Source organism: Streptomyces sp. NPDC002779 (assembly GCF_042888685.1).
Taxonomy (GTDB): domain Bacteria; phylum Actinomycetota; class Actinomycetes; order Streptomycetales; family Streptomycetaceae; genus Streptomyces.
On sequence record NZ_JBIAQC010000035.1, the window covers coordinates 1 to 24172 of the forward strand.

Consider the following 24172-nt stretch of genomic DNA (forward strand, 5'->3'; position numbering starts at 1 on the left):
CGGCTTCGGCTGCCTGCCGTCCCCGCCGTAACTGAGTACCTTCACAAGCCCCCTTCACCCCCGCGTGAGAACACAGGCAGGCAAGGAGGAGGGGTGTCGGACAGGCCTGGATTTCGGCCCGGATGATGCGGCCGGTGCCCAGGTGCAGGGAGCCCCGACGCTGGCGACCTATCCGGTTGGGCACCTCCAACCCGATGAGTGGCAGTGGCAGCATGGAGCGGGCCTTTCAGAGGTGGCTTGCCGCCTCGATGTGCGCCTTGGTGGCGTCGGTGATGAAGTCGCCGCTAGGGCGTGTTGCGAAAGTCGATCTTGGTCGTGAATGATCACTTGTCGTGGGGCGTGGTGATCTGACGAACGACCAGTGGGCCCGGCTTGAGCCGTTGCTGCCGCTGGGCAAGAAGCCGGGCCGTCCACCGGTGTGGACCCGGCGGCAGTTGATAGACGGCATACGGTGGCGGATTAAGGACCGGTGCGCCGTGGCGCGACGTGCCGGAACGGTACGGGCCGTGGGACCGGGCTTACGACCTGTTCCGGCGCTGGCAGCGCGACGGCACCTGGAAGCGGGTCTTCGAGCAGCTGCAGGCCGAGGCCGACGCGAAGGGCCTGATCACGTGGGACGTCAGCGTGGATTCCACGATCGCCCGGGCCCACCAGCATGCTGCCGGGGCGCGTAAAAAGGGGCATTTCAGAAGGAGCCTCCCGGTGGCGTCGACACCGAGCCCGATGACCACGGCCTCGGACGCTCGCGTGGCGGGCTGACGACCAAGCTGCACTTGGCGGTCGAGCAGGGGCAAAAGCCGTTGTCGCTGCTCGTCACCGCTGGTCAGCGGCACGACAGCCCGCAGTTCCAGGCAGTCTTGGAGGGCATCCGGGTGCCCCGCATCGGTCGGGGTCGGCCGCGGACCCGGCCGGACAAGGTCCGCGCCGACAAGGCGTACGGCTCCCGCGCGAACCGCGCCTACCTGCGCAGACGCGGCATCAGCTGCACCATCCCGGAGAAGGCCGACCAGGTCCGCAACCGCAAGAAGCTCGGCTCCCGCGGCGGCCGGGCGCCGAAGTTCGACAAGATCGATTACAAGGAACGCCACGCGGTGGAGTGCGGGATCAACCGGCTCAAGCGCCACCGGGCCGTAGCGACCCGATACGAGAAACTCGCCGTCCGCTACGAGGCGACTGTACTGGTCGCAGCCATCAACGAGTGGCTGTGACCAGCACTTTCGCAACACGCCCTAGGTCGTGGACCGCGCCAGCCGCCTCCTCACGGTCCGCGTCGGGGAGGTCCCGGCTGGTCAGGACCAGGGTGAGAAGCCGGGTCAGGTCGTCCTGCGCGGGGGCTTGTGCGTAGGTGTGCTGAAAGTCGCGTACGACGGTGTCGACCGGTTTGTTGATGAAGGTGGTGTGGGTGCCCTGGAAGTAGAAGTTCTCCGTCACGGTGGCTCCTGATGTTCCCGAGTGGATGACGACACGGCAGTCGGTGAAGTGGTGTTCTGGGCGCTCGACCGCGACGGAGGCGGGGACAAGGGTGTCCCGGATGGCCTGCTCGGCGGCGCGGACCCGGGCGAAGGCCTCGCTGTCGGCGATCCGGTCGGCGGGCGGCGTTGCGCTGAGGCGTCGTACGGCGGTCTGCACGGAGACGGGCGCGCCGAAGTGGTACATGGTGCGTCGGAAGTAGCGTTCGTGGCTGGAGACCTCCGGTGGCCTGGCCGTGGGCCCGATCAGCCGGGCGAGGTGGCCGAAGAGCGTGCGGAACCAAGCCGGGGTGGCCTCTTGGACGGGGAAGACGATCCGGTCGGCCGGACCCGGTGCGCCGGCCGCGGTGTGCGGGGCCAGCAGGACCAAGCAGGGCAGCAGGGCGGGGTCGACACCGAGGGCGGCGGCGACCTCATAAGCCCCCTGGGCGTCGTACGGCTGCCAGTCCAGCCAGCGCAGCGGCGCCAGGACTCGGTACACCTCGGGCTGCAGATGCCGACGCCAGTACCGCTTGACCGCGTCCGAACCGCGCTCCTCCTCGACGACGAAGACCCATGTGGCCGGGCCGGACAGAGCGTTGAGATCGTCCAGGTGAGTGCGGACGTAGGTGGCCAGTTCCACGTCGGCGTCGGTGTAGAGCAGGACGCCGAAGAGGCGAGGGCTGGCGTCCGCGTCCGGGGTGTTGGCGGTGAGCTGGAGGCGCTGAAAGAGCGCGGCAGCGGGGGGCCGGGCCAATCGCGGCTTCCCCTTCGGGGCTTTCCTCGATGTTCAGCACCAGCAGGGCACCGTCGGCAAGGTCCGCCTCGTCCAGCGGGAGGACGTCCGGCAGTTCCCCGTCGGTGGCGGAATCCGTGATCCAGATCGTCGGAGGCCACTCGCCCTTCGCCGGTCTGGCCAGACCAGCATGCAATGCCGCCTCCATGCAGCGCGTCTTCAGATCGCCGACGGTGGCGCATCCGTCCGTGTCCACCCTCACCGTGCGCTCGAGTAACAGAGCGTCCAGCTTGCGCCAGTCCGCGTTGTCGTCGTCCGGCGCTCGCGCGGCTCCGGCGACCCGCAGCAGAGACTCGACCTCGTCCAGGTAATCGGACCCGAACGAACGGTAGCTGGTGACGTACCAGGCCCCTTGCCTTACCGCCGCATGTATCTGCATCGTGTTCCCCTATCGCCCCGCCCGCCCTGTAGGCCAACCAGCACGCCACTGAGGGGGGTTGAAGCTTCAGGAACGCGGCTGGGGTTGGCATCATTGCGCTGAAAGACCTCGGCCTGACCCTCCACCAGGTCCAGCAAATCCTGGACGAGAAGGTCACCACCGAAGAACTGCGCGCCATGCTGCGGCTGCGGCGGGCCGAGTTGGAGGTCGCCATGGCCGCCGCAGCGGCGCGACTGGTCCAGGTCGAGGCGAGGCTCCGGTCGATCGAGAGCGAGGGGCACATGCCCACGAACGACGTCGTCTTCAAGAGCATCCCGGTGGTCCGGGTGGCGGAGCTGACCGCGACCGCCGCGAGCTTCGACCCCGAGGACATCAGCCCGGTCATCGGGCCGCTCTACGACGAGCTGTTCCGGCGCCTGGACGCGGCCGGGGTAACGCCGGCCGGGCCCGGTATCGCCTACTACGAGGACGTCCCGGAGGGCGGTGGCAGCATCAGCATCCACGCCGCCGTCCAGGTCGCGGCCCCGCTCCAGGACGGCGCCTTCCGGGTGCTCGACCTGCCGCCCGTCGACCAGTGGGCGACCATCGTGCACCGCGGCTCGATGGACACCGTGCTGCCCACGGCCCAGACGCTGGCCTTCTGGATCGAGGAAAACGGGTATCAGTCAGTCGGATACCCCCGGGAGATCACCCTGCAGTGTCCGGACAGCCGCGACGACTGGGTGACCGAACTCCAGGCGCCGGTGACCAAGCCCTGAAACCCAGTGGGCCATCGTCGCAGGATCCGGCCCCCACCGGCTCGAGCGTCACGGCCGGGCAGTCGGTGGCCGCAGTAGTCCGCAGCTGCCCGACCGTCGTCTGGCGAGCTTCTTGGAGCGAGTCAGCGCGGCAGCGAGACCGAGGAACGCAGGCTCATGCTCCACCGCCGCCTCGCCCGCGACTATGAAATCCCGCCCGTCCGCTCCGAAGCCATGATCCGCCTAGACATGACCGACCTCATGGCCCGCCGCCTCACCGGCGAGAACACCATCTCCTAATCCGTAGTTATGGACGTTCCGATGGAGCGGGTGTTCCTCGGGATGTTTGAGTACCGGATCGTGACATCTCGGGGCAGCCGGGCAGGCCACACCCGCTTCGCCGACGCCCGCGGCCTGAAGGCATACGCCGGGTCTTCGCCCGTCACCAGGGCCTCCGGCAAGAAGTCCTCCATCACCCGGCGCTGGGTGAAGAACGACCGCCTCAACCACGCCGGCTACCTGTGGGCCTTCTCGGCTCTCCGGCACTCACCCGGGGCTGGCGCCCACTACCGGCGACGACGTGAGCACGGAGACTGGCACGCAGCCGCCCAGCGCAACCTCTTCAGCCGCATGATCGGCCAGCTCTACTACTGCCTGCAGCACCACGAACTGTTCGATGAGCAGACCGCCTTCCCCACCGAACTCGCCGCCGCAGCTTGACGCGTTGGCATCGTGAGGTGTCTGGCGCGACCCGACACCACAGACCAAGCAGCCGATTGTGGGATAAAATATCGGGTGAAGACGACCTCTCAGATTCGTGCGCCCCTTGCCACGTACCCGGTCACGGCAAGGGCTAGGACCGCTGCGGAGATCAGGCTTGCGTAGGTCACGCTGCCTGGCAGGAGCAGAAGCGTCCAGCCTTCCACGCGCCCCTGTGGGCCGGTGCCCACCAGCCACATGACAATCGGGGTGAGCACGCAAGGTGCCCATGCGGCGCCTGCTGGAAGAAGCCAGGCTCCAGCAAATGCCAGACCGACGAGGAGTGCGGTGTTGCGATAGGCGACGAGGGCGCTGATAGCGGCTCCGCACGAGGCCAGCGCCAGCGCCAGAAGCAGCACGAGGCTGGTGGTCAGTGCACGCAGCCGGACGGTGTGAGGGGCGGTGCGTTCCTGGACTTCTGCCGCGGTGCTGAGGACCGAGGGCACGATGGCTGCGAAGATTGTGGGCACCATTGGCCACAGGGCTCCCTGTACGCCGTCTCGCGCTGGCACGTCGAAGAGCCGCAGCGGCGTGGCGAGCCACAGGACCGTACACAGAACGGCAGTTGCTGCCAGTCGTGGCAGCTGCCACCGCCGGGCGTACAGCGCGTGGCCGTGGAGGTCAGCCACGGCAGGCAATAAGGCCGGCAAAGGCTTGGTGAGCGACCATTGTCCGCTCGTGTGCGCTTCCGCGGACAAGCCGGGGGTCGAGTGTGGGATCGTCGTTGTCGCTGGGGATACCTGCTGCTTGGGCAAGGTAGTAGCGGGCGTTGGTGTAGTTCTTCTCCATCTGAGACTGCGGCTCAATGGTGCAGTCCGGGCCGTAGTAAGTGCCGAGGATCATGTCCGCGAGTAGTTCCTTGTTGCCGGTGATGGTGTCCAGTCCGAGTTGTGCCGTGCCGGGCTGGCTGATGTGGGCGTCCTGTCGGTAGGAGACTGGCGCCTGGAAGCCGATCTTGTCGATGGCATGGATGAAGGGGCTCAGCGCCTGGCGCAGGTGGGGCTCGAAGTGCTGGTAGGAACGGCCCAGGCAGATCTGCGGGGAGGCACCGTGGCAGACGACGTCGCCCTCCCGCCTTTCCAGGTAGATCGGGCTGACGGTGGCCAGCTGGACGGCAACTGCTGCGGTCGCGAGGACAGCTGCGCCCATCACGGGCCACCGCGGCGTGCGATACCAGGTCGCCAGCCAGGTTCCTGCCAGGATCACCAGAGCTGCTGTCAGAACGAAGAAGAGACTCTGCCACGTCTGGGTGGCCATCTTGGGTGCGAGACCGACCAGGGAGCTGGTGGCGCCGCCAACCATGACAAATGCAGACAGGTTGCCAGCGTAGAGCAACAGCGTAGCCAGGAAGACGGTGATCGCGGCGAGTGGCGGAGCGAGCTTGCTTCCGCTGAGCCAGCCTGCGACGACGCCTGCGGCACACTCCGCCAGCAGGAGCAGCAGCGCTGGCACAGGAGTGACCAGCTCTTGTACGCCGACCTGCCACGGTGTGCCTGATCCGGCGACGATGCCACCGACCATGATCAGGCCCAGGAGGAACGCGGCTGCGCACCATGCCCACAAAGCTGCGGTCGCTGTGGCCAGCAAGGCTATGGGACGGCGATGACTGAGGAGGAATTCCTGCGCCTTGGCCAGCCGGTAACCCTCCCATCCGGCTATCCCGGCGAGGAGAGGACCGAGCAGCATCACCGTGAAGTTGTACTGGTAGACCGCCCACATCCATTCGTGGCGCCAGGTCATGCTCCGCAACAGGGTGTTCAGGACCGCCAATGCCAGGAAGGCGGGGAAGGCGGTTCGTCCCAGGGAACGGCGTGCGATGAGACCGGTGATGTTCATGCGGAACCTCCCAGCTCCTGCAGCGCCTGCTCGATGGACCGGGCCTCGCGCGAGGCTCGATGTTCCTCGCGGCTCGTTCCCTCGACCCGCGCGATCAGTTCTGCCGGTGTGCCGTCGAACACCACACGGCCCTCACGCAGGGAGATGACGCGACCGGCCAGGAGCTCGATGTCTTCGGTGTGGTGGGTGCTCATCACGACGCAGCACTTCGCGCCGAGGCTGCCCAGGTGCCGGCGTAGTTCGATGCGGTGCTCGACGTCGATGCCCGTGGTGGGTTCGTCCAGCAGCAGCACACTCGGCTGATGGACGACGGCCTGGGCGATGTAGGCGCGCTGACGGTTGCCGCCGGAAAGCTCTTTGAGCTTCATCGAGGCGACCTTCGCCAGGGCCAGTTCCTCGATGATGCGCTCTACGGCCTCCAGCCGCCGGGCGCGGGGAATGCCGCGCAGCCAGGCTGAGTAGGTCACAGCCTCCGTGACGGTGAAATGTCCGGGAAAGCCTGGTTCTTGCGGCAGGTAGCCGATGGCAGCACGGTAGAGACTGCCGACCCTCTTGGTGCCGGTGTCGCTCCCGAGGGTGATCGTGCCGGAAGTCTGCCCTGCCAGTCCGGCGAAGACTTTCAGCAAGGTGGACTTGCCCGCGCCATTGGGCCCGGTGAGGGCCGTGATGCCCGTCTCCAGAGTGAGGTCAGGGATGTCCACGACGGTCTTGTCGTGGTAGCGGACGGTGAGATTACGGGCACGGAGCCGTGCAGCGTCGTCGCTGCACGGCTCGTGTCCCCCCTGGGGGGCGTCAGTCATCGGTCGGACCAAGTCTCTCAGTAGCTGAACGAAGGCAGTGCTTCGACGGAGCACTTGTCGGGGACGGGCCAGCCCAGCTGCACACAGGCGCTCGTCCCACCGCGCACGCTGCTGGACGCTCCCTTGAGCGGCTGCTGCACGTAGTTGGTGACGTAGTACGTGTGGTTGTGCTCCGGGGTGTTCATGGAGCCTCCCGTCTGGGTGACGCCTTCATTCCAGTACCACTGGCCACGGGTGTAGATGGTGTTGCCGTCAGCGGCAAGGTCCTTCGACAGCACCTTGTTCTTCGCGTAGACGTTGTTGCTGTTGTAGAAGCTGCCATAAGCCGTGGAGCGGCTCTTGCCGTCGTAGGACGACGTCACCGACCCCCACGAGACGGCCGAAGCCGAACCGGCCAGAACGGCCGTCAGAATGGTCCCGCCCACGGCGAGTGCAACGGCACGAGGTGCAATGCGGTTCATGTTTCCCCTCCAAGAAACCGAAGGGGCCATGTGCTCCCCCGGCGCCGCGTGATCATGTCACGGCACAAAGAGGGCAAAGGGGGATGATAGTCCAGGCGCTTAGCCAACACCCCGCTGCCTGCCGTCCACCCAACGTGATGTCCAGCTGGGTTGAATAAGCGTCAACTACATGACAGGCCAATCGTCTTGCTCGCAGTCCGACCCTTCCCTGCCGTCGCGATATCGAGCCCGGAAGAGCAGGCTTCGTGATATTGCGGTGACGCATTTGTGGCCAGTTAGTATTGTTGCCTTCCAGCCTTGAAGCGACAGTTTCCCCACGACGAACGCCTGCTCCGCGTCCTGCAGAGCGATGACCGCATTGGCCCCGGCGAGAAGCACAAGGGCGCCCGCGACCAGCAACAGGCCGTCGACGTTGTGCCCCCGCCGCCGGCCCGATCTGAGCCCGGCCTCTCCGGCCGCGCAGGAGAGCGCGGGAAACGCAGGAAACCGCAGGCTCGGCGGCGCGGACCTGGCATGCGAGAGAGGTCACTTGCGTAAGGTGCCAGGCCGGCCCGAACTCCCCGTGCGTGCCCCACGGTCCGCACCCCGAGCGGGTGGTGTGGGCGAAGGAGTTCATCCGCAAGCTGTGGGGCTGATGAGGTACCCGCCACCGCGCAACGTGACGCTGTGCCGTTTCCAGCGGAAACAGCACACTGGAGGCCCTCTTTACGTCGTAAAGAAGCTGTCCGCGGGCGGCCCTGAGGAACTGGTCGGCTGACCGGTAATGCCGCGGCGGGTCAGGACATGACTCCGGCGCGGGCTCCGGAGAGCTGCTGTGCCTCATGCCCGGAGGGGGCAGGTGAGCGGGAGGACGCGTTCGGTCAGCTGCCCGGTGAGGTGGGTGTCGGTGAGGGCGGCGTCGGTGAGCCAGTCAGCTTGCGTCAGCTGGTCGACCAGGTGCTGCAGCTCCCCGGAATCGACCGGAACCCAGGCGGCGAGAGCGGTCAGGGCGATGCCCTGGCCGCCGGGGCCGAGGCGGCCCGAGGCGTCGGTCTGGGTGGTCAGCGTTAGGGCGAGCAGCCGGGTTGCGGCGGTGGCTTTGGCCTTGCGGAGCTTCTTGTCCGAGATGACCTTCTGGGCCCAGCCGGAGAGTTTGGGCCGCATCTTCTTGCCGAACGTGAACGGGCCCGCGTTGTCCTCGTGGGGCACCAGGGAGGGGACGGTGATCGGGGTGGGGTTCTCCGGCCGGGAGGCGAGCAGGTCCCCGGCGGTGCCGGGCAGGTTGAGCCAGCCGCAGCTGGTCAGCTTGTCGACCAGGTCTGCCGGGTCGGTCATCCCCAGCGCGGTGAGGTCCTGGCCGACGAGGTTGCCGGTGCCGGTGTGCGCGGTGCGCAGGGTCAGCATGAGCACCAGCAGCCGTGCCTCCGGGCCAGGCAGCGGGGTGTGGTCGGCCATGTGCGCGAGGACAGAGCGCGCGTGGTCCCACTGTGTTGTCACGGTCAGCAGCCGCGTCACGGCCGGCCCGTCGTTGTCCGCGATGCCGCCGGCGATGGTGCCGGTGCGCTGCTGGTGCTGCAGGCGGGTGGCGGCGGCGGCCTGCTCGGCGCGTCGGGCCTCCCACCGCAGCGCGCCTTCGCAGGTGACGTCGGCCCAGCTGGCGAACGCGCGGGCCTTGCGTTCCTGCAGGTCGGCGAGCAGCGCCAAGTCGGGTTCGGTGCGCTGCTGGTAAGCACGGAAGAGATCTCCGAGCTCGATGAGTTCGTCCCGCAGTGCGACGGGCCGCAGGTCGTGGGGGATGACCCGCTGGGCGATCTTCGCCTGCGGTGGGCGGCGCCGCGCAGGTACGGGGCGAGGGGCCGGAACTGCCGCCCCGGCGCGGCCTGGTGGTCGGAGAACCGCGGCCCGCTCGTGCCCACGCTGGTGTCCGTGGCTGTGGGGGCCAGGCGGCCGATGGTCTGCGGGTTGGGAGGTTGGGAGGTGGCTGCGGTCTTGGCGCCGGGGGTGGCGGCTGCGCACCGGGAGCAGCACTCCATGGCTTGCCACCAGCGTCCTTCCCGGGCCGTGATCACGGCCAGGACGACCGGCCCGCCACACCGCCAGGGTTCGGCACGGGTATGCCGCCCGGTGTCGGGGAGGTGGGTGTGGCAGCCCTCCAGCTTGCATGCGCAGTACGCCCCGGGCCTGGGGGCGGGGGCGGCGCGGAGGTGGGCCTTGAGGTGGGCGATGGCGACCGCACGGCCGACGGCCGCGGACGGCAGGCGCTGTTCGGCACAGGCGGGACGGCTGCACGAGATGCGCACGGCCGCACTGCCCCGGCCGGCGGCGTCCAGACGCACTGTCCAACGGCGACCCGGCACCCGCTCGTCCAGCTCGCTCACCGCTGCCTGCGTCATCCCGGTCTTCCTCCCGTGCCGTGTCTGCGATGCATGCCGCCGCTTCCCGCCGTGCCGGGTGTGTGCGCGGGCGGCGAGGCCACCGTATGCGGCGCAAGGAGCGAAGGCTGGTGAACTCGCCCTGTTTACCAGCATGCAAGACCGTCGCATGCGTTGCCCGGCCAGCACCTGCCGCCGGGCCGGGCGTTGTTCGTTCAGTGCGGGGTGTGACAGTTCGGGTCGGTGCAGCTGCCGGCCAGTGCCAGCGTGCGATCCTGCGGGGGAGTGTCCAGCCACTCCGCACGCATGGCCTGGAGCCGGTCGATGTCCGAGGCGAGTTCTGGCACCTTGGCCCGCAATGCGTCGGCCCATTGCTGGGTGAGCGCTCGCCCGTTGACGTACAGCTTCCCGTCCCGGCCTCCAACGGCGAACAGCACGCCGCCCCTCTGGGCGGGGATCACCATCGCGCCCACTGGCTCGGCGACCTTGCCCTGGCGTACCAGCACCGCGGTGGCGGTCTGAGCCTCGGCCAGGGCTTCCTCGTCCACTGTCGGCATGGGATCGGGGCCAGCGGGCGGCAACAGGGGCATCACGCCGTCCTGGGGCGCACCGTCCAGGCCGTGGCCGGCGAGCTGATTGTTCTCGTAAGGTGACCACCCCCGCCAGCAGCGGCATTTCCTCCCGCAGCCGTTCGGCCACTGACGGCATGAGCCATTCGCCGTTGGCCAGCACCTGCCCGCTCCTGCCGACCGCGACGGAAAGCACCTTGCCGTCCGGGGTGAAGTCATACTTCACCCCGGGCCACCGGCCATCAACCCGGTGTCGATCGCCCGGTCCCACAGCCGCATGACCCGCTCGACTTCCGCCTGTGGGAACGGCGGCACCGCCTGCGGCTGGACCCCAGACTGGCGGCGCACGTCACGCGCCGCGCTTCATCTTCATCCGCCCCATCGGCGGTCTCCCTTACTCCGGCCGAGCTGTGCAGAGACCGGCATCAAGGGATCATAAAGGTTGCCGGAACCAGGCAGTGTTTTCGTCCGGGCTACCTGTGAGTATTGCGGTCACAGGCGGGTTGACAGTGGGGGAGAGGCGGTGGTCGCGGATGGCCTGGTTTCTGGGTCTCGGCATCGCAGGAGTCGTACTGCTCGTCCTGTCCCTCGTCTTCGACGGTGTCCTTGAGGGCCTCTTCGACGGCGTCGATGCGCTGGACGGTCTCTTCGACGGCTGGCTGTCGCTCCCGGTCATTGCCGGGTTTGTGTCCATGCTCGGCTTTTCCGGCGCGATCGTCCTGGGCGCCACCGGGCTCGGCGCGGTCGGGGCCACCGCGGTTGGTGTGCCCGCCGGGGCTGTAACGGGCTGGCTCGCTTACCGCCTCAGCCGTGCGCTGCTGAGCGACCGCTCCGGTGCTGCCCCGCGCGGCGAGGACCTGATCGGGACCGCGGGCTCAGTGGTGACAGCCATTCCGGCCGGGGGTTACGGCGAGGTGCTGGTCCACCGGGCCGGGCAGCCGGTGAAGCTCGCGGCGAAGAGTCCGAGCCCGGTGCCGCGGGGCGCCGAAATCTGGGTTGAGGGGGCACTGTCGCAGACAGCGGTCTTTGTACGCCCTGTCGAACGCTGACCCACCGCGCCGCGCCCCCCATCGAGCACCGACACAGCCGATACATCGGTGCTCCTTCATCTATGAACTCGTATCGATCTGCCGTCCCCTGGGAGGGCTGAGGGGAAAGACATCATGAGTCCAGTTGTCATCGCCGTCATAGGAGTCGTCGTACTTCTCGTGCTGCTCGGCCTGGTTGTCGTCACCCGTTACAAGGTGGCGGGTCCGAGTGAGGCGTTCATCGTCACCGGGCGGCGCGGTAAGCAGTCCACCGACCCCGAGACCGGGCGGGTGTTCACCGATAACAGCGGGCAGAAGGTCGTGGTCGGCGGCGGCGTCTTCGTCGTGCCGTTCGTGCAGCAGAAGTTCACGCTCGACCTGTCCTCGCGGCACATCCCGGTCGCGGTGCGCGGCGCGGTCACGCTGCGGGGTGTGAAGGTCAATCTCGAAGGTGTCGCCATCGTCAAGGTGGGCGGCACGGAGGACTCGATCCGCGCGGCCGCTCAGCGCTTCCTCATGCAGCAGAACGGCATCGTCGGCTTCACCCAGGAGGTCCTCTCCGGCGCGCTGCGCTCCATCGTCGGCCGGATGTCAGTGGAGGACATCATCCGCGACCGGGCCGCGTTCGCCGGGCAGGTCGCCGAGGAGGCCGAGGCGAGCCTGTCCGGGCAGGGGCTGGTGCTGGACGCTTTCCAGATCCAGGACATCACCACCGAAGGGTCCTACCTGGAGGACCTCGGTCGGCCCGAGGCCGCCCGCGCCAAGCAGGAGGCCGACATCGCCGAGGCCGTCGCACGGCGCGCCTCCGAGCAGGCCCGGCTGAAAGCTGAGGAAGAGATCGCGATCGCCCAGCGGACCTTCGCGCTGAAGCAGGCCGAGATCAAGGCCGAGACGGACGAGGCGGCGGCGCGTGCCGCGGCCGCGGGCCCGCTGGCCGAGGCCGCCCGGCAGCAGGATGTGCTGAGCGAGCAGGAGAAGGTCGCCGAGCGCCAGGCCGCGCTCACCGACCGCGAGTTGGACTCCAGGATCCGCAAGCCCGCCGACGCCGCCCGCTACCAGGCCGAGCAGGAGGCCGAGGCCCGCCGTATCGCCCAGGTCAAGGAGGCCGAGGCGGACGCCCAGCGTTCCAGGCTGACCGGTGAGGGCGAGAAAGCGCACCGCGCCGCGCTGGCCGACGCCGTACGCATTGAGGGTGAGGCGGAGGCCGCCGCGATCGCTGCCAAGGGGGCAGCTGAGGCCGATGCGATGCAGAAGAAGGCCGACGCCTTCGCCCAGTACGGCGACGCCGCCGTCCTGCAGATGCTGGTGGAGGTGCTGCCGCAGGTCGTTGCCAAGGCGTCCGAACCGCTCAGCGCGATCGACAAGATGACCGTGATCTCCACCGACGGCGCCAGCCAGCTCTCGCGCACGGTCGCTGACAACGTCGCCCAGGGCCTCGAACTCCTCGGTTCCACCACCGGAGTCGACATTGCCGAGCTGCTGAAGGGCATCACCGGGCGGGCTGGTGGTGCGCAGCCCGCGACGACGGCGCCCACCGCGGCCAACGGGAAGGTCGAGATCACCGGCTGACGCCGACATCAAGTAGAGAGTGAGCCCGGGCGGGCCCCGAACCGCCCGGGCTCACGCGAGAAGGCGGTTCTGCTGACTGGCACCACACTTGAGGTAAGCGGATGAGGTAAGCGGACAGATTTTCCGCCGCCGGGGCGGCTGTCCGAGCCGTCGCCTCACTGCGGGGCTGGGCGCCGGAGCGAGTCCGCAGCCGCACGACCCCATGGAGCCTCCGTGTCCGGGGCGTCGCACTGCTGGCGATCTGGCTCCGCGGGCTGATCGGCCCGCTGCTGCGGTGGAGCAACCTGTACTCAGAGGACGCCAGTTTCCTCGCTTACGTGGTGCAGGCTGGGCTCCTGCTGTTTGCAGGAGGGCTCGTAGCCGGATCACATCTGGGCGAGCGGTTCTACCAGCGGGCAGTGCGAGCACAGGCAGGCGATCACGCTGGGGCCATCAGCGGGCGGCCGTGATGAGTGGCTACGGCAACACCCAGACAACATCCCGAATGACGGTAAGGCACACCTTCCCCGCTCCGCCCTGTGCGCTCGGCTACTACGCCACCAAGACCGCCCGAAGAGCAGGTCTGGTCAACGCTCCCGACGGCTCGGGGCCACGTCTCGCCGCTCCTTCGGCCCACCCCCAGCGCAGCCTCCTGAGCTCCGTCGTCGACGAACGCCCGGGTACGGCTCGGCACGGTCACGCGCGCGCATTTGTGCGGGTTTCCGCGGGAGGTGCGTCGGCGTTTTCGCGGCCGGTCGGGATTCCCGCGAGGTCGTCGACGTGGAAGAGGCGGGCGATCGGTACGTCGGTGGAGCTGTGCGCGATGATCGAGAAGGCGATGCACACGGCGATGAGGGTGAACGCCTCCTGGCCCTGCGGGATCCCGGCCTGCAGGACGAGCAGCCCGTACACCACCGAGGCGAAGCCCTTCGGCCCGAACCAGGCCGCGACCAGCTTCTCCTGCCGGGTGAACCGCGTGCCGATCAGCGACAGCAGCAGCGACGCCGGACGGATCAGCACGATGGCGAGGACCACCGCGACGTACCCGCCGAAGGACAGGTCGCCGAAGAGCGACGGCGTCAATAGCGCGCCGAACACCAGCAGCGCCGCGAACTTGGCCAGCTCGGCGAGTGCCTCGCCGAGCGGCTCGAACGCCTCCTTCGCCTCCTGGGACCGGGCGGTGAGCACGGCGCCGGCGGAGAACGCGGCGAGGTAGGGGTTGGCGTGCGTGAGGTGGCAGACTGCGTACAGGATCACGCCGATCGCCAGGGGCAGCAGCGGCTGGAGCTTGGGCTCGGCGCCCAGCAACCGGAACCGTACGAGTTCGACTACAAGGAACGGCAGGACGACTCCGAAGACCAGCCCGAGGACCAGCTCCAGTGCGATCTTCCCCAAGGACGCTTCGGCGTGACCGGAGGTCGGCCCGGCCGCGGCGATCAAGATGAGCACGACGGGCAGGGCGAGCCCGTCGTTGATGCCGCTCTCCACGTTCAGCAACTGCCGCAGCTTTGACGGGACTTCCTTACGGCCGACGATCGCGGAGGCGAACACCGGGTCGGTCGGCGCCAGTACGGCACCGACGAGGAAGGACGTCGTCCAGTCCAGGCCCACCAGGTAGTGCGTGATCAGCGCCATGCCGACGAACGCTAGGGGCATGCCGAGGCCGAGCGCTCGGGCCGGGTTGCGCCAGTTCTCGCGCAACTTTGAGAAGGAGACGTGCATGCCGTCGGTGAACAGCACTGCGAACAGCGCCAGATCGGCCGTCACGGACACGATCTCGCTGTCCGGCGTGATGTGGATCAGACCCAGGAACCCATCACTGACCAGCGCGCCGCCGACCAGGAAGAGCAGCGATGTCGACAGAACAGTCCGGGCGGCAAGCCCCGACAGCAGCACCGCGATGAGCAGCGCCACCCCAAAGACCACGACGAGCACCATGACCAAGACCCCCGATCAGCAAAGGGACTGAAGAGAGTTCTCCTCAGACCGCCGACCAGACTTCCCGGCACACCGCAGGGAACCCTACACGTTCTTTACGCTGCGCTGACAGGCTCTTGTCATGCACTCCAGGCCATCCGACATTGCCGCAATCCGGCATGGTGGGCTGCACGGGAGGCACTTCACTCGGCACGTGTCGCCATGCGTCACAGCGTAGGCCAGGCCGATCTGCCGCATGACTGCCTGAGTCTGGCCGCTGGCAGGACATCCGGTCCTGCTTCGATAAGTCGCAGGAGGCGCCGGCCTGTCCGCCCGGTTCTGCGGGCGTCGAGGCCACCGCGCAGCCGGACCATCGGACGGGGATCCGGGACCGGCCCCCCATCGACGGCGACGGAAGCGGAAGAGATGCATCACGGCCTCCGGGCAGGCGGACATGTCCGCCGACCAGGCTTCCCGGCAGACCCAGGGGCAGCGTACGGGTGATGACCGTCGCGCGCCTCCGCGCCCTGATCGGTCTGGGCCCTCGGTGCGGCGGTGACACCTTGCCCGCAGTCGGAATGTCAGCCTCTGACAACTGCCGGAGCCGGGCAACGACCGCCTTGTGCGGGTCTCCTTTCCTGCAGCCATGCGCTAGAAAGACGTCAGCAACGCATCAACTTCGGGGGGACGACATGGCGGTGCGGGACGTGTCCGAGGAGTACGACGAGTACCTGGAGGGGTACGCCGACATCCTTGCGAACGCCTCGGCGACCGGGCGGCGGCTGACCCGGGGGGAACTGGATTCGCGCCGGGCGCTGGGCGAGCAGGCTGCGGAGGCCGGCCTGGGCCTGCGCGTGATGGTCGGCGCCCACATGGCCGCCGCCCGGGCGCACTGGCCGGTCGGGGGAGACGTTTGCGTGGACGACGTGCTGGGCGCCATGGCACAGGTCGTCGACGCGTTCGCCGAGGGCTATGAACGGGCGCAGCGGATCGCCGTACGCCAGGAGGAGGCCGCTCGCCGCGAGTTCATCGACGACCTGCTGTACGGCCGCAGCGACCTGGGCCGGCTGGCCCAGCGCGCGGAACGCTACGGGCTGCGTCTGTCGCACGAGCATGCGGTCGCCGTGGCCCGCGGCCCGGTCGCCTATGAAGAGGGAGACACGGTTCTGCGGCAGGTGGAGCACGCGCTGATCGGCCGGTTCGGCGACCGCAGCATCCTGCTCACCACGAAGGACGGCCGGCTGGTGTGCATCGCCCCGGGCGACCAGGGCGAGGTACTCGCTCACTTCGCCAGGCAGGCGTTCGCCGCCACCGGCGGCGGCCAGGTGGGAATCGGCCGTCCGCAACCGGGCGCGGCCGGCGTCGTCCAGTCCTACGAGGAGGCCCTGAACGCCCTCGACCTGGGCGAGCGCCTCGAACTCGACGAACCCGTGCTGCACGCCGCCGACCTTCTCGTCTACCCGGTCCTCACCCGCGACCGGCAGGCCATGTCAGAGCTGGTGGAGAACGCCCTCGGACCGCTGCTCGAAGCCCGCGGCGGCGCCCAGCCGCTCCTGGACACCCTCACCGTCTACTTCGACTCCGGCTGTGTGTCCGCAGAGGCGGCGCGGCGGCTCTCGCTGAGCGTGCGTGCCTTCACCTACCGCCTGGAACGCATCCACCAGCTCACCGGCGCGGACCCGTCCGACCCGGTGCACCGCTACACGCTGCAGACCGCGGTGATCGGCGCCCGGCTGCTGGATTGGCCCACGAAGCCCGACTGAAGCCTGCCTGATCGTTTCAAAAGGAAGTTCGTTGTGGGACGTGGCAGTCGGGTGGGGGCTCACACCGGACCTTCGCCGGTCGACCGGGCTCGGACCGGCAGCAGAGCTCCGGATCCGGTGTGCGCTTGTAGATGCGACCGGTGCGGTGCTGCGGGTCGTAGTAGGCCTGCCGGTACAGCAGGATGACCGCTTCAGCCCGGCTGATCAGGGCCTAGCCGTGGAGTAGATCGCTCAGCCGCGGCCGATGGTCGTCACGCAACTCGCAGGTCCCGACAACTGCTCTGCAAAGTTCCTTTACCGGCTCGAAGTGAGACCAGTGCACGAACTGACTGACGGCGGGTAGTCGGAGCCTGTGAGTCAGTTCAGGTGGCGAGGCCAGTATCCGCTCCAGCCTCGAGCAGTGAAGATCCTTCGATTTGGGCGCTGGTTCCACGCAGCGTTCACGTTGCTGTGGTGCGTACTGCTGATCGACAGGGTCGTGGGCGATGAAGGTACGGCGGCGGTCGTGTGGGCGGCTGCGTGCGCAGCCATGTTCTTGATGTTCTTCGTCGGCACTATGTGGACCCTCCGCCGTCACCGACAGGAAGAGACGATGCGGCTCCGGCACCAGCGTCCGGTGACCCCTCGTATGAGAGATGACGGTTGATACACCCGCTGCTGGGGGCAGCCGATAGGCATGGCAGACCATTCATACCGGTTGCCTGAGGGCCTGGCTGAGACGCTACGGACGATGCGGTGGGTGCAGCTCGCAGTGGCTGTCCTCGTGCTGGTCTGGTTGGGACTGGCGTTGCGGCGGGGGAGTACGGGCCCGCGGGGTTCAACCTGTGGTTCCCGGGGGCCTGCGCGTATATCTGGCCGGTCCCACGCGGCCCAGAGTTTCACCCGACTGAAACGCCATCAGGACGCGATCCAAGCGGAAGGCGGGAGCCCTTCCCCGTAGCCGCTCGTTTTCGGTGCGGGGGGCTGATGCAGGTTCGGGTGACAGGTGCGGTCACGCGGCCTGGAGGGCCGGTGTGGTCATGACGGTCTCGAATTCGATGGGGGTCAGGCGGCCGAGTGTTCCCAGTTCTCATCAACATTCACGAGCGACGTGACCGCTGCGTGCTGCCCGAAGCCATCGACAAACGTTGCTCACTCGCTTGCGAAACCACCGGACCTACGCCGAATTCGTTGGTGGGCACTACGACCCGCGCCCCGGCGAACCCCGCACACAAGGGCCCGGCGTCGCCTGCCGCTTCTACTACTCTGGCGACACGCCCTGACCACAGGCCCGAACGCGGCACCGGTTGCCCCGCCGACAGGGCCGACCACGGCAGGGCAGCGGATCCGGCTTGCTCGCCCACGGTGGCGACAGCCCTTTGAGGCCCGCCACTTGGTTGGGTTAAGCCACCGCAGCGGCGGAACTCTCCCGGGCCGCCGGGGCGTAGTGCCGTGCATGGACCCGATCAAAGAGACGCACGTGAGCGAGCCGGGCTTGGTCGCCTGGAGATCGGGATCGGCGTGTGCCGCAGCTTCGAGATGCGACGCGAGCCGGTCGGCAGGCACATCAGGGCCGCCGTCGCACCGGCCGACGACCTCGACGGGAACCCGGCAGGCAGCGTGATGTGACGCTGCAGGGTGCCGTGCCGCGGGTGCTGCCGTGGGAGAGTGTCCGTGCTGCGCTTGTGGTGGAACCTAGGCGGCGATGGTCCGGGTGAATGCCAGTCCCGGTCGTCCTCGCGGGATGCCGACTTGCCCGTGCGGCGGGACTGGCCTGCGGGTGATGCGTCTGTTCGTGAGCGTGATCGCCGCCCAGGTGATCAACGATTCCGAGTGCTGGATGAGTCGTTCGTAGTCCCGGGCATGGCGGTGGGCGTGCATGAGCCAGGCCAGGGATCGTTCGACGCCCAGCGGCGGGGCAGGATGACGAAGTGAGACAGTGAGGGCGGCGAAGGCCCAGAGGAAGCCGGCATTGATAAGGCGGTTGTTCTTGACGAACCGGCGGTCGGCGAAGCGTTTCTTGCCGGAGGCCCGGGTAATGGGCGCGGATCCGGCGTACGACTTCAGCGCCTGGGCGTCGGCGAACCGTGCCCGGTCGTCGCTCAGCTCGAGCACGCGGGTGCCGAGCGTGGCCCGCGGGGGAAGCTGAGCAGGATCTCGCTGTCGGCGTGCTGGTGAAAGACGGCTGTGGCCGCCTCCGAGAGGTCGTCCGCGGCCTCGCGGGTGGCGTGCAACTGCCTTGGAGCAGGGCCAGGGCCGATGCGGCCGTGCTCCCGCTGCGGAAGGGATCTCCTTCTGCAGTGGAACGGCCCGTGGGCAACCGGCGTGTGGATGGAGCTCTGTCCGGCCTGCGACGCCGAACGTCTCGCCGCCAGTGCGCTCATCGACTGGCACCGCGACCTTGACCGTGAGCTCAAGGCGCTGCCCACGCGGTTCGAGGATTGGGAGACCGAGACCATGCACGCCACGGCCGGGCCCGCGCCGAACACGCTCGGCTGTACCAGGCCGCCTGCGGGCGTATGAGCAGCGATAGTTGCACGAGCAAGCGCTCATGACTGTGCTTCAGCGCAGGCCGTGGGGAAGTAGACTTCGGATGGTGACCGCTTGGCGTGCCGCTGTTATGGTCCGCGCATGAGACGCACCGTTGCCGCCCTTTTCATATCTGGTCTTGTGCCGCTCGCGGCATGTGCTCCGTACTCAGAAAGCGGGACAACTTCGAGACCGCGCCCGCATGTTGTCGCTGGAATCGACGGCGACTCCCTGACTGAGGGGCAGTCCTTGTACCTGGACGAGGTTTTGGCGGGTGCCTCGGGAACCGATGTTGGCATGCGGTGGAGGAAGCGCGTCGTCTCGGCAACGAAAGGCGATCTGGACATGCTCTTCGACGGCGAACAGCTGAACTTCTGCAACGGTGCCCCACGGCGCAGCAAAAACGCGCTGATCGCCCAAAAGGGGCAAGATGAAGGGGCTTTTGTGTTCCTGCGCCAAGAAGCCGCCCGTAACCGTCTGTGTTGATCGAAAACTCTTGCCACACCAGGCGCAGGCGCTAGGGCGTTCCGTCTGCTGGGGCGGACGCCCCCTCGCACCAGTGGCCTGACCAACCGTGACGCGGCAGGCGCGGCAAGCCGTCTCTCAGCCTTCCCGAGGTTCGACTGGGCCAGCTGTCCGGGCGCCTGAATCCTTGCATGCCGAGAGCAGGAACAGGACCGCAGCGGCGGCGGTGAAGCCGAAGCCGACGTTCATACAGACCATGACCGTCTCGAATGAGGCGTCGGCGATCCGGGGGATGCCGTTGACGAGCATGAGGGCGTAGATGCACAAAATGCCGTAGGCGCGAAGCCGCATCCCGGCCTGTCGCTTGCGCATCCACGGCGGTGTCCACCCCACCAGTATCGCCACCGGCACCGGCACCGGCAGCATGAGCGCTGTGGACACTGCCAGCGCTATTCAGTGGTACAGCGGATTGCCGTTCACCCCGCCCCCTTCGTATGCGATCACCACCCTACGGAGGGTGGCGAGGCCCGTCCACGCCGAACACCGCTAGCTTCCGGCCAAGCTATCCGGTCAGAGCATTAAAAGGCGCTGGTATAGGTGGCCGGGCAGTCCAGGAAGCTCGCAGCCACGATCCCGGTTGCTTCAGCCCGGGGAGCCGACGTCTGGGTCTGGCAGGCGCCGTCGCGGGTCGGCGGTGCCCGTATGCCGGGTCGCTGACCCGGCGAAACAGTCCTCCCTGCGGCATCCGGCCGAGGCGCCGGTCTCATCCCCCCCTTTGCCGAATGCCGTTCTCAGCGAGGGCCAAGGGGACATAGCCAAGACTCAGTGCCGACGGTGACTGAGCAGATCGCCTGGCTGGCACTCCAGTACCTCGCAAAGGCGGGTCAGGGTGGTGAACCGCATGGCCCTCGCCCGGCCGTTCTTGAGAATCGACAGGTTCACGTGAGTGACTCCCACCCGGTCGGCGAGCTCCGCCAAAGTCATCCCGCGCGCTTTGAGCAGTTCATCGAGATGGACCTCGATTGCGTGCTCCTGCTTCTCCTCGGACATCAGACCGTTCCGTCGAGGTCTTCTCGCATGGCGATGCCGACCCGCATGATCCGGGCGAAAGAGAGGACGCCGAGGCCGGTGAGTATCGCCATGAAGGGAATGTCCCACGACCACAGCCCGGAGACAACGTTGATGTCGCCGACGCGGCTCAGCGAGTCGATGAGAGCTTCTTGGGCCGTGGAGACGGCCATCGCGGTGAGCACACTGCCGGCCAGCAGCCACCAGCCCAGCCTGCGCAGCCGTTTTGCGGTCTGTGCGGTGTAGAGGCCGTCACGCTCCGCACCTCGGATCAGTTGCAGGACAAGCAGGAGCGCCCCGACGGTGAAGACGAAGGGGGCGAGTTGTGTTGCGGCGTTGAGGAGGCCCTGGACGGTACTGGCGGCCTCCGTGCAGTAGTTCGGGTGGGCGCCCAGGTCGACCGTGGCTCCCGGTGCGGGTCTGAAACCCGCGGGCGGCACCTCGCCTATGCTCACCGTCGTCGTCGTATCCATGACGCATACGAACTTGTCGCCGATGCCCAGGACGGTCACGCCGTCCACGAACAGCGCGCCGAGCAGGCCCACACCCATCAGCCCCGCCATCAGCGTCACGATGGCCGTGACCGCTGTCGACATCGGCTCCAGCGGATTGCGTACCCTCGCCATAATGCCCCCCGTATCGATTATCGATGTTATTGAAAAACGATACAGAGGGCGGTGGGAGTTCGGCAACCCCCGGGGCCAGACGTGATCGTTTCTGCGTTCACGACGCAGAAGGATCAGCGCAGAGCCGCTGGGTGAACAGTGCGGCATGGTTGCTGGACCTCAACAGAGTGTCCGGCTGCGTCGTGTCCGTCCCGGACAGTCTCAGCAGATCGAACGCTGCGTTGGCACCCCTACTGGGAGACCTCAGACTCGTTGGACGGGCGGTGAGGGCATGTCCTTCCGGCAGATCGCCGACCACCTCGGGAGCAAGCTCAGCACCGTTGGCCCGTGTTCTCCCTTCGAACGCGGACAGCGGGCGGGCGCACGCGCGGCTGTCGGGGACGGTGCCTCGGACGTACCTGCCGGCGACGACTGACCGGATCGGCGCGAGGAGCCGCACGCCGAGGCTCGGAGTGCTTGACTGAGCGGGTGGCAGCAGGAAGGGGAGGGCACGGGGATGAGAAATCCACGGGCGGCCTACGACGACTGGCAACTGCGCCGGTACAGGCGGCGGGCCGACGAGCGCAAGGCCCGCCAGTTCGAGGAACGGACAGGTCACCAGAACTGGGGTGACGACTCCCTCGGCACGGCACTGACAAAGCTCGATCTCGCCGTCGGACCGCCGGTGGACGCCCGGCGGCTCGCGGCCATCCCCCCAGGCGTCGGGTTGTACGTGCGCGACGTCAAGGAGGTATGGCGCGGAGCCGACGAATCCGGCATGGAAACTGTCGTCCTGAGCGCGCTCCAGAGCCTCGATTGCGCCGGCCTTGTCAGCATCACCGAGGGGGACGACGGCTGGGGACGGCTCACCGTTCCCTCAGATCTGCACGAACGCCTGATGTCGCGCTGGTCGGCGCAGGAGGCCGCAAGGTGGCACGACCGGCTCCTCGACAACGCCCGCGCACTTGTGCCTCCCGGAGCCGGATGGTGGGACCTTCCCACCGACGCCGGCTACTGGTGGCAGCACCTCGTGTGGCACCTGCGGTACAGCGACCCCGATGCCGCCGCGGCGCTGGTGGCGCAACCACGCTGGCAGGCCGCCCGTATCCGACGACTTGAGGTGCAAGGGCTCCTGACGGACCTGACCCTGGTCGACTCCACGGAGTCCCGGGCCATCGCTTCGACCATCAACGCGGTCATCAGCGGGCAGGCACCCGGAAGCATCCGCGACGCGCCAGAGCAGGCCCGAAGGCTGCTGAGGGCCCTCGGATTGACCGCCCCGGCGCCGTCCGTCCCCTGGCCGCGGTCGGCGGTCCGTGCGGTCCTGCACGTGCCGCCCTTCACCCGCGACTTCGCCCTGTCACCGGACGGAACCTGGATGGTGACGGCCGGCAAGGACGGGCTCATCCGCGTCTACGACCTGGAGACCCGGACCGTAAGCCGGGTGATCCACAGCCCGTACGACCAGCTCAGTCACTGTGCCATAGCCCCGGACGGCAGCTTCTTCATCGCCGGAACCACGGGGGAGAACGTGCGGGCGTGGGACGCGGCCACCGGGGAGGAAAAGCACTCCTTCCGCATAGGCGAAGCATGGAGGACCGTGCAGAGCCCCAGCGGCACGTGGATCTGGTACGACATGAGAACAGGGACCCTCGGGAACGTGCTCACCGGCTGGTGTGCACCGACGAAACCACGGACGACGCGCCTGACGCGGATGACCCTGAGCGGCAACGGTAAAACCCTAGCCATGGCCAATCCCAGCGGTGAAGTCTCCCTGTGGGACCCGGCTTCCGGCGCGCAACGCGCCGAGTTGCCCAGACAGCCGCATGAAATCCACCGACTCGGTCTGGCCGACAACGGCTCGTGGATCGCCCTCGGGGACCTACACGAGATCCGCGTACTGGAACTCCCCGGTGGACACGAACGTTTCACCTTGCCGGGCGGCGGTAACACCAGCAGCACGCGATTCGCCACCACCGACGACTGGCTGGCCGTACCCGACAAGCATCGAGTACACATACGGTCCACCCGCGACGGGACACTGCTGAGCACCCTCGACATCCACACCCACACCATCCTCGACTGCCGCCTCTCACCGGACCGGAAGCACCTGATGACTCTGGACAACGGCGACCTGCTCCTGGTGTGGGACGCTACCGCCCTCGCCCCCTGAGGACGCGAGGACATCCAGGCGCCACTTGGTGCCCTCGCCGCGACAGGGACACGACGCATCGCGTGGACGGAGAGGGCCCCGCCGGTGACATCGCCGGACGCACCCGGTCCTGCCGCACATCCAGCAGCAGCGGCCCTGGCCCATCCCCGACAGGAGGGGTGGGACTTACCCGCTCCGCCGATACCCCGGGCCGCGACCGGTTGGCCGCGTGTGGAGGACCGGCAGGGTCGTCAACGGGATGGTCTACCAGATGCACACCGGGATTTCCTTGATGTGACCTGCCGGAACGCAACGAGACTGATCATTCTGTGGGTGGGCGGTCGCCACCGCCACCCACTGAGCCCGTTCCACCTTCAGGCGACAGCTGATCGGCGCTGTGTCACGGACATCTGGTAGACCCTGGAGCTACGACGTTCTTGGCGGTGGTTGAGGGTGATGCGGTCGGATGGCGCATCGATCGAGATGCGCTGACTGACGCGATCCGTGCCCGGTGGTCTGCCGTCGAGATCGACTCGATGCATCACAGTGAAGTGCGCAGCCTCATATGGCAGTTCGAGACGGAGAACGGCCCCGGTGAGGCGTATCTGCACGAGGACGGAACCTGCCTGTACATGGACGTCTGGGAGGAAGACGCGATCTGGTTGGCGATCGTCTTCCGGAGGCTGACACCCATGGACCTTGACCTGGTGTTCTGCGATGAGGGTTACACCTTCGACGTTCGTCTGCGGGCGGGGACGACAGAGGCCGAATTGACGGACCTCCTGACTGCTGCGGGTTGATCTCAGCCCCTGGCGGCGAGCTGGAGTACCAGGACGGCTTGGACGAGGCTCGTGATCCGGGTCGTCGAGCAGCGGAGTTTGCGGAAGTGAGGTTCCCCCGAGATGCGGAGTGTGTTGACAGAGGGTCAGATGGTTCTCATGAGAGGAACATCGACCATGGCCGCCCCCAGAAAGTACTCGCT

Annotated in this window: 18 protein-coding genes and 6 pseudogenes; 11 read left to right on the forward strand and 13 right to left on the reverse strand. The window is 67.8% G+C overall.

The features are described 5' to 3' along the window. The first annotated feature begins 332 nt into the window (after positions 1–332). Positions 333–1208: pseudogene (locus tag ACFYW5_RS36330) on the forward strand (IS5 family transposase). Here the strand turns inward: ACFYW5_RS36330 and ACFYW5_RS36335 are convergent. Further along, a complete protein-coding gene (locus ACFYW5_RS36335) occupies positions 1192–2205 on the reverse strand; it encodes a hypothetical protein (RefSeq protein ID WP_389421424.1) in 1014 nt (337 codons plus the stop codon). The pseudogene ACFYW5_RS36330 and the gene ACFYW5_RS36335 sit on opposite strands and share 17 nt — an antisense overlap. 507 nt (positions 2206–2712) lie before the next feature. Between ACFYW5_RS36335 and ACFYW5_RS36340 the strand changes: the two are divergent. The 3 pseudogenes from ACFYW5_RS36340 to ACFYW5_RS36350 all read left to right on the forward strand — a co-directional run. Then, positions 2713–3381: pseudogene (locus ACFYW5_RS36340) on the forward strand (GyrI-like domain-containing protein); the annotation flags it as partial. A gap of 153 nt (positions 3382–3534) precedes the next feature. Further along, positions 3535–3660: pseudogene (locus tag ACFYW5_RS36345) on the forward strand (IS5/IS1182 family transposase); the annotation flags it as partial. Between the two features lie 90 nt (positions 3661–3750). After that, a pseudogene (locus ACFYW5_RS36350) lies at positions 3751–4080 on the forward strand (transposase); the annotation flags it as partial. An 89-nt stretch (positions 4081–4169) separates the two neighbouring features. Here the strand turns inward: ACFYW5_RS36350 and ACFYW5_RS36355 are convergent. From ACFYW5_RS36355 to ACFYW5_RS36380, 6 genes are all read right to left on the reverse strand, one after another. Further along, positions 4170–4592 carry a hypothetical protein gene (locus tag ACFYW5_RS36355; RefSeq protein ID WP_389421425.1) on the reverse strand — a complete coding sequence of 141 codons (423 nt, stop codon included), beginning with the start codon at positions 4590–4592 and terminating at the stop codon, positions 4170–4172. Positions 4593–4740: 148 nt separating this feature from the next. Continuing rightward, entirely contained in the window at positions 4741–5955 is a 1215-nt protein-coding gene (locus ACFYW5_RS36360; RefSeq protein ID WP_389421426.1) for a hypothetical protein, read from the reverse strand. Beyond that, positions 5952–6755, reverse strand: coding sequence for an ABC transporter ATP-binding protein (locus tag ACFYW5_RS36365; protein WP_389421427.1), 804 nt, complete (start codon positions 6753–6755; stop codon positions 5952–5954). The genes ACFYW5_RS36360 and ACFYW5_RS36365 overlap by 4 nt, the downstream gene beginning before the upstream one ends. 17 nt (positions 6756–6772) lie before the next feature. After that, the gene (locus ACFYW5_RS36370) at positions 6773–7216 is read right to left on the reverse strand and encodes a hypothetical protein (protein WP_389421428.1); all 444 of its coding nucleotides are present in this window, start codon (positions 7214–7216) and stop codon (positions 6773–6775) included. A gap of 819 nt (positions 7217–8035) precedes the next feature. Beyond that, entirely contained in the window at positions 8036–8899 is an 864-nt protein-coding gene (locus tag ACFYW5_RS36375; protein ID WP_389421429.1) for a hypothetical protein, read from the reverse strand. 883 nt (positions 8900–9782) lie between these two features. Beyond that, positions 9783–10115, reverse strand: coding sequence for a hypothetical protein (locus ACFYW5_RS36380; RefSeq protein WP_389421430.1), 333 nt, complete (start codon positions 10113–10115; stop codon positions 9783–9785). Between the two features lie 554 nt (positions 10116–10669). Between ACFYW5_RS36380 and ACFYW5_RS36385 the strand changes: the two genes are divergently transcribed. Next, positions 10670–11185: a hypothetical protein gene (locus tag ACFYW5_RS36385; RefSeq protein ID WP_389421431.1), complete on the forward strand. Its 516-nt coding sequence runs from the start codon at positions 10670–10672 to the stop codon at positions 11183–11185. Between the two features lie 114 nt (positions 11186–11299). Then, on the forward strand, positions 11300–12733 hold the full coding sequence (locus ACFYW5_RS36390; protein WP_389421432.1) for a flotillin family protein: 1434 nt from the start codon (positions 11300–11302) through the stop codon (positions 12731–12733). Between the two features lie 675 nt (positions 12734–13408). Here the strand turns inward: ACFYW5_RS36390 and ACFYW5_RS36395 are convergent. After that, a complete protein-coding gene (locus ACFYW5_RS36395; RefSeq protein ID WP_389421433.1) occupies positions 13409–14650 on the reverse strand; it encodes a cation:proton antiporter in 1242 nt (413 codons plus the stop codon). 671 nt (positions 14651–15321) lie between these two features. On the opposite strand from ACFYW5_RS36395, the gene ACFYW5_RS36400 reads away from it, so the two are divergent. Further along, positions 15322–16392: a PucR family transcriptional regulator gene (locus ACFYW5_RS36400; protein ID WP_389421434.1), complete on the forward strand. Its 1071-nt coding sequence runs from the start codon at positions 15322–15324 to the stop codon at positions 16390–16392. Positions 16393–18147: 1755 nt separating this feature from the next. Here ACFYW5_RS36400 and ACFYW5_RS36405 read toward each other — a convergent pair. Together ACFYW5_RS36405 and ACFYW5_RS36410 are read right to left on the reverse strand one after the other, a co-directional pair. After that, positions 18148–18350, reverse strand: a pseudogene (locus ACFYW5_RS36405) (IS5/IS1182 family transposase); the annotation flags it as partial. Continuing rightward, positions 18304–18611: pseudogene (locus ACFYW5_RS36410) on the reverse strand (transposase); the annotation flags it as partial. The pseudogenes ACFYW5_RS36410 and ACFYW5_RS36405, both read right to left, overlap by 47 nt. Before the next feature lie 19 nt (positions 18612–18630). Here ACFYW5_RS36410 and ACFYW5_RS36415 point away from each other — a divergent pair. Together ACFYW5_RS36415 and ACFYW5_RS36420 are read left to right on the forward strand one after the other, a co-directional pair. Continuing rightward, positions 18631–18894 (forward strand): DUF6300 family protein, encoded by a 264-nt coding sequence (locus ACFYW5_RS36415; protein ID WP_389421435.1) that lies wholly within the window; start codon positions 18631–18633, stop codon positions 18892–18894. 255 nt (positions 18895–19149) lie between these two features. Continuing rightward, a complete protein-coding gene (locus tag ACFYW5_RS36420) occupies positions 19150–19386 on the forward strand; it encodes a hypothetical protein (protein ID WP_389421436.1) in 237 nt (78 codons plus the stop codon). Between the two features lie 117 nt (positions 19387–19503). Here ACFYW5_RS36420 and ACFYW5_RS36425 read toward each other — a convergent pair whose 3' ends face one another. The 3 genes from ACFYW5_RS36425 to ACFYW5_RS36435 form a co-directional block, all read right to left on the reverse strand. After that, positions 19504–19806, reverse strand: a complete 303-nt coding sequence (locus ACFYW5_RS36425; protein WP_389421437.1) for a hypothetical protein — start codon at positions 19804–19806, stop codon at positions 19504–19506. A 381-nt stretch (positions 19807–20187) separates the two neighbouring features. After that, a complete protein-coding gene (locus tag ACFYW5_RS36430) occupies positions 20188–20415 on the reverse strand; it encodes a helix-turn-helix domain-containing protein (protein ID WP_389421438.1) in 228 nt (75 codons plus the stop codon). Next, a complete protein-coding gene (locus ACFYW5_RS36435; RefSeq protein ID WP_389421439.1) occupies positions 20415–21029 on the reverse strand; it encodes a DUF2975 domain-containing protein in 615 nt (204 codons plus the stop codon). Before ACFYW5_RS36435 ends, ACFYW5_RS36430 begins: the two co-directional genes overlap by 1 nt. A 694-nt stretch (positions 21030–21723) precedes the next feature. Between ACFYW5_RS36435 and ACFYW5_RS36440 the strand changes: the two genes are divergently transcribed. Then, positions 21724–23211, forward strand: coding sequence for a WD40 repeat domain-containing protein (locus ACFYW5_RS36440; RefSeq protein ID WP_389421440.1), 1488 nt, complete (start codon positions 21724–21726; stop codon positions 23209–23211). A 422-nt stretch (positions 23212–23633) separates the two neighbouring features. Further along, complete coding sequence (locus ACFYW5_RS36445; protein ID WP_389421441.1) at positions 23634–23990, forward strand: hypothetical protein; 357 nt, start codon at positions 23634–23636, stop codon at positions 23988–23990. Positions 23991–24172 lie beyond the last annotated feature (182 nt).